5 protein-coding genes are annotated in these 5,402 nt (G+C 65.9%); 1 reads left to right on the top strand and 4 read right to left on the bottom strand.

From position 1 onward, the window contains the following. Positions 1 to 136 precede the first annotated feature (136 nt). From E3D03_RS19950 to E3D03_RS19935, 4 genes are all read right to left on the bottom strand, one after another. The gene (locus E3D03_RS19950; RefSeq protein WP_263568403.1) at positions 137 to 421 is read right to left on the bottom strand and encodes an HU family DNA-binding protein; all 285 of its coding nucleotides are present in this window, start codon (positions 419 to 421) and stop codon (positions 137 to 139) included. Positions 422 to 487: 66 nt separating this feature from the next. Further along, complete coding sequence (lon, locus tag E3D03_RS19945; protein WP_263568402.1) at positions 488 to 2,899, bottom strand: endopeptidase La; 2,412 nt, start codon at positions 2,897 to 2,899, stop codon at positions 488 to 490. A gap of 191 nt (positions 2,900 to 3,090) precedes the next feature. After that, on the bottom strand, positions 3,091 to 3,291 hold the full coding sequence (locus E3D03_RS19940; protein WP_062560816.1) for a CsbD family protein: 201 nt from the start codon (positions 3,289 to 3,291) through the stop codon (positions 3,091 to 3,093). 142 nt (positions 3,292 to 3,433) lie between these two features. Continuing rightward, positions 3,434 to 3,856 carry a DUF1489 family protein gene (locus E3D03_RS19935; RefSeq protein WP_263568401.1) on the bottom strand — a complete coding sequence of 141 codons (423 nt, stop codon included), beginning with the start codon at positions 3,854 to 3,856 and terminating at the stop codon, positions 3,434 to 3,436. A 99-nt stretch (positions 3,857 to 3,955) separates the two neighbouring features. On the opposite strand from E3D03_RS19935, the gene E3D03_RS19930 reads away from it, so the two are divergent. Next, on the top strand, positions 3,956 to 5,170 hold the full coding sequence (locus E3D03_RS19930; RefSeq protein WP_263568400.1) for a multidrug effflux MFS transporter: 1,215 nt from the start codon (positions 3,956 to 3,958) through the stop codon (positions 5,168 to 5,170). The last annotated feature ends 232 nt before the right edge of the window (positions 5,171 to 5,402 follow it).

Raw genomic sequence — 5,402 nt, 5'->3', positions numbered from 1 at the left:
CGGATTTGAACCGCTGACATCTTCGATGTGAACGAAGCGCTCTACCGCTGAGCTAATCGCCCGGTGCGGGCTAGATAGCCGCAGTCGACGACAGCCGCAAGAGGCTTCGCAGGAAAAAAAGTCGCGCGGCAACCCGTCACGAAGACCGGCGACGCAGGCGCAGGGTAATGACCTCGCCGCCCGTGCCATCCGTGCGCCGGCTGATCCGGGCGCGGCCCAGCGGCGGAAGCGCCAGGGTCATGCCCGCGGCGATAGCCTCGCCAAGCTCGGCCAGGGTGGCCTCGACGATGGTCTTGATCTCGTTCTGACGCAAGCCGGTGCGATGACCGACCAGAGACAGAAGCTCCCGCTTTTGCAAGACCTTGGCTGTTTCCGGCTCGGCCTTCTCTCCGACGCGCGGTTTTCGCTCTGACAGTGCCATGAAGCACCCCTTTCGGCGTCGCGGTCTAGAAAAAAAGGCCGCGCGGGATGCCGCGCGGCCTGGTCGTCAGTGGGCGACGGCAGCGCCGCCTTCCTGGTCATGGGCGGCGAGCCGGCTGGCGGCGGCCGCCTCCTCGGCGGCCTCGTCCCATTCCACGGGCTCGGGCTGGCGCACCAGGGCCTGTTTCAGCACCTCGCGCACGTGGCTGACCGGGATGATCTTCAGCCCTTCCTTGACGTTGGCCGGGATGTCGGCCAGATCCTTTTCGTTATCGGCCGGGATCAGCACCGTCTTGATGCCGCCCCGCAAGGCCGCCAGCAGCTTTTCCTTCAAGCCGCCGATGGCCATGGCATTGCCCCGCAGCGAAACCTCGCCGGTCATGGCGATGTCCTTGCGCACCGGGATCTGCGTCAGCACCGAGACGATGGAGGTTACCATCGCCAGGCCGGCCGAAGGGCCGTCCTTGGGCGTCGCGCCGTCCGGGACGTGGACGTGGATGTCGATGGCGTCGAACTTCGGCGGCTTCACCCCGATCTGGGGCGCGATCGAGCGCACATAGCTCGCCGCCGCGTCGATCGATTCCTTCATCACCTCGCCCAGTTTCCCGGTCGTCTTCATCCGGCCCTTGCCCGGCAGTTTCAGCGCCTCGATCTGCAACAGATCGCCGCCGACCTGGGTCCAGGCTAGGCCCGTCACCACGCCGACCTGGTCGTCCTTTTCGGCCAGGCCATAGCGGTGGCGGCGTACGCCCAGGTATTCCTCGGCCTTTTCAGGCGTCACGGCGACGGATTTCACCTGGCCCTTCAGAATCTCGGTCACGGCCTTGCGGGCCAGTTTCGCGATCTCCCGCTCCAGCGACCGCACGCCCGCCTCGCGGGTGTAATAGCGGATCACATGGGTCAGCGCCTCGTCCGAGACCGAGAATTCACCCTTGCGCAACCCGTTCGCCGCGATCTGCTTGGGCAGCAGGTGCTGGCGCGCGATCTCGCGCTTTTCGTCCTCGGTATAGCCGGCCAGAGAGATGATCTCCATCCGGTCGAGCAGGGGCCCGGGCATGTTGTAGCTGTTGGCCGTGGTCACGAACATCACGTTCGACAGGTCGTATTCCACTTCCAGATAGTGGTCCACGAAGGTCGCGTTCTGTTCGGGATCCAGCACCTCCAGCATGGCCGAGGCCGGGTCGCCGCGGAAATCCTGGCCCATCTTGTCGATTTCGTCGAGCAGGATCAGCGGGTTGGTGGTCTTGGCTTTCTTCAGCGCCTGGATGATCTTGCCGGGCATCGAGCCGATATAGGTCCGGCGGTGGCCGCGGATCTCGCTCTCGTCTCGCACGCCGCCCAGCGAAATGCGGATGAATTCGCGACCCGTCGCCTTGGCCACGGACCGGCCCAGCGAGGTCTTGCCAACGCCCGGAGGGCCGACGAGGCACAGGATCGGACCCTTCAGCTTGGCCGAACGGTTCTGCACCGCCAGATATTCGACGATGCGTTCCTTGACCTTTTCCAGCCCGTAGTGATCGGCGTCCAGCATCTGCTCGGCCTTGGCCAGGTCCTTGCGGGTGCGCGACTTCACGCCCCAGGGCAGGGCCAGCAGCCAGTCGAGGTAATTGCGCGAGACCGTGGCCTCGGCCGACATCGGCGACATCGACTTCAGCTTCTTCAGCTCGGCCTCGGCCTTTTCGCGGGCCTCCTTGCTGAACTTGGTGGCGTTGATGCGTTCTTCCAGCTCGGTCAGTTCGTTGCCGCCATCCTCGCCGTCGCCCAGCTCCTTCTGAATGGCCTTCATCTGCTCATTCAGATAGTATTCGCGCTGGGTCTTCTCCATCTGGGTCTTGACGCGCGACTTGATCTTCTTCTCGACCTGCAGCACGGACATCTCGCCCTGCATCAGGCCATAGACCTTTTCCAGCCGCTCGGCGGTGACCAGGGTCTCCAGCAGGTCCTGCTTGCGGTCCAGCGCAATGCCTAGGTGGCCGCTGACCAGATCGGCCAGCCGCGCGGGATCGCGCGCCTCGGCCACGGCCGAGACGACTTCCTCGGGAATGTTCTTGCGCACCTTCACATAGCGTTCAAACTCTTCCGCTACGGCTCGGGTCAGGGCGGTCAGCGTGTCGGAATCGCCGGGCTCTTCGACGAGGCTCTCGCAATGGGCCTCGAAGAAATTCTCGTTCGGCACGAAATCGGTGATGCGCACGCGCTCGCGGCCCTCGACCAGCACCTTGACGGTGCCGTCGGGCAGCTTGAGCAGTTGCAGCACATTGGCCAGCACGCCGGTGCGATAGATGCCCTCCGGCGCGGGCTCGTCGACTGCGGCGTCCTTCTGTGCCGCCAGAAGGATCGGGCGGTCCTGTTCCATCACGGCTTCCAGCGCGCGCACCGACTTTTCGCGCCCGACGAACAGCGGCACGACCATGTGCGGAAACACCACGATATCCCGCAAGGGCAGGACCGGATGGGTGGTTTGGGCGAATTCGTTCATGGAATCAGTCCTTTCTCGCCAAGTGGCGCAACCCCTGGAACAGGCAGTCTGCGCCCCCTGCTGGCTGACAAGATAAGAAGCTGGACGGCCGGGTTCAATGGCTGAATGGTTCGCATTTCGTTCGCATCCCTCACGACATGAAAACCCCCGGCGGTCAGCCGGGGGTCCATGCTTCCGGGAGGAGGGAAGGCTCAGGTCTTGTCGCGGAAGAAGTCGTTCAGCTGGTTGTCGGCCTCTTCCTTGGTCCAGCCGTATTTCTCTTGCAGCTTGCCGGCCAGCTTGTCCTTCTTGCCGGCGACTTCGGTCAGCTCGTCATCGGTCAGGTCGCCCCATTGCTCCTTGACGCTGCCCTTGAGCTGGTTCCATTTGCCTTCGACGATATCCCAGTTCATCTCGCACTCCTTCGCTGGTCCGGCCTGCGCCGGATCCGTTGGCGTTACGAGGGGACAACCATGCCGCCAGAGCCAAGGTTCCCGGGTTTTTCCCTGCGCGATCCGGGAACCAAACCCGCTCCGGCGTAAGGCGCTGATCCGCCTAGCGCAGGCCCATGTCGGCCAGCGCCCGGGCGATGTCCTCCGGCAGGCCGGGCTCGTCCGCGCGGCCCGGCGGCAGGTCCGGGGGCGCATCCTTCGCGGCGAGATAGCGCCAACCCTGGAACGGCCGGCGCGGCACCGCGGCCACGCGCAGCAGCTGCGGGTCGAGGATCAGGGCGCAGCGGCGGATGCCGTCCTCGCCCTTGATCTCGTCGAGGCGCAGGATGCGCTGGCGCGCCTGCATCACCCCCTTGAACACCCAGTAGATCGAGCCGCCGTCCAGCAGCTCGGCCTCGCGCTTGGGCCACATGCGGGTGACATGGCGCGCCGGGCCGCCCTGAAAGCGGTGCTGCTGCCATTGCGCAAGCTCGGCCGGGTCGTCGCAGCCGACACAGAGCTTCATCAGGTTGAGCGATGCGGTCATGCGCCAGATATAGCCCAGTCGCGGCGGCGTGCAACCGCGCGGCCTTGAACCGCGGCGCCTGCGACGATAGGCGCGGGGGGCGCAGCCATGGAAGACATCATGCCCGATCCCCAATTCCCCCCGTCGCGCAGCCAGCCGCTGCCGGAATTCATCGCCATGCTGGCGCTGATCTTTGCCGTCATCGCCTTTTCCATCGACTCGATGCTGCCGGCGCTGCCCGAGATCGCGGCCGAGCTGACCCCGGATAACGTCAACCGGGCGCAGCTGGTGCTGACCGCCTTCATGGGCGGTCTGGGGCTGGGGCTGCTGGTCGGCGGGCCGCTGTCGGACGCGCTGGGGCGCAAGCCGGTGATCCTGGCCGGCTTCCTGCTCTATGCGCTGGCCGCCGTGGCGGCGATCTTTGCCGATTCGCTGGAACTGCTGCTGGTGGCGCGCTTCGTGCAGGGCCTGGGTGCCGCCGCGCCGCGCATCGTGGCGCTGGCCATGGTGCGCGACCTCTACCAGGGCCGCGAGATGGCGCGGATCACCAGCTTCGTGATGATGATCTTCATCCTGGTGCCGGCCGTGGCGCCCTCGATCGGGGCGATTGTCATCCATCTGGTCGGCTGGCGCGGCGTCTTCGGCTCCTTCGTGGTCATGGCAGCCCTCGGCGGCGGCTGGCTGCACCTGCGCCGGCCCGAGACCCTGCCACCCGCCGCGCGGCGGGCGCTGAGCCTGCGCAGCCTTGCCTCGGCCGCGCGCGAGGTGCTTTGCGACCGGCAGGTGCAGCTGGTGACGCTGGTGATGACGCTGGGCTTCGGCCAGATGTTCGCGCTGCTGAGCTCGGCGCAGCAGCTTTTCGTGCAGACCTATGGCAAGGGCGACGATTTCCCGCTGTGGTTCGCTGGCATGGCGCTGCTCTCGGGCAGCGGCACGGTGCTGAACGCGCGCTACGTGGTGCGGCTGGGGATGCGGCGCATCGTGACCATGGCCTATTGGATGCAGGTCGTGGTCTCGGCGGTGATGATGGTGCTGGTCTTTGGCGACCTGCTGCCGCAGGCGCTGCGCTTTCCGGCCTTCTTCTTCTGGGCGGTCAGCGTGTTCTTCATGGCCGGCGTGACCTTCGGCAATCTCAACGCCATGGCTTTGCAGCGCATGGGCCATGTCGCGGGCATGGCGGCCTCGGTCGTGGGGGCGGTCTCGACGCTGGGGGCGGTGGTGATCGCGGCGCCGATCGGGCTGCTCTACGACGGCACGGTGCGGCCGATGCTGCTGGCGACGCTGGTCTGCTCGGGCCTGGCCGCCTGGCTGATGCGGCGCGTGCGCGAGGGCTGAACATGAAAAAGCCCCGCTCCCCAAGGGAGCGAGGCTGTCTGGTATTCCGCAGCGGTGGGTTATGCGCACTGCGGAAGCGGGTCTCAAGAGCTTCGTACTAAAAGCATGATCAAGCTACAGCCACCGGCCGCCGCTTGCTATTCGTAGTATTACCTATGGATGTGTCCCGGGGGCTGCGCGGCGGCGATGCGAGGAAAGCTGGCAGCCCGTAGGGGAGTCGAACCCCTCTTTT

Source organism: Paracoccus sp. DMF (assembly GCF_004407025.1).
Lineage (GTDB): Bacteria > Pseudomonadota > Alphaproteobacteria > Rhodobacterales > Rhodobacteraceae > Paracoccus > Paracoccus aminovorans_B.
Note: the sequence above shows the minus strand (reverse complement) of the source record. Positions and strands in the feature narration are given on the sequence as shown.

Coding starts and splice junctions, on each gene's coding strand:
- E3D03_RS19940 (WP_062560816.1), bottom strand. CDS start 3,291: ATGAACTGGGATATCGTCGAAGGCAAATGGAACCAGCTCAAGGGCAGC.
- lon (WP_263568402.1), bottom strand. CDS start 2,899: ATGAACGAATTCGCCCAAACCACCCATCCGGTCCTGCCCTTGCGGGAT.
- E3D03_RS19935 (WP_263568401.1), bottom strand. CDS start 3,856: ATGACCGCATCGCTCAACCTGATGAAGCTCTGTGTCGGCTGCGACGAC.
- E3D03_RS19930 (WP_263568400.1), top strand. CDS start 3,956: ATGCCCGATCCCCAATTCCCCCCGTCGCGCAGCCAGCCGCTGCCGGAA.
- E3D03_RS19950 (WP_263568403.1), bottom strand. CDS start 421: ATGGCACTGTCAGAGCGAAAACCGCGCGTCGGAGAGAAGGCCGAGCCG.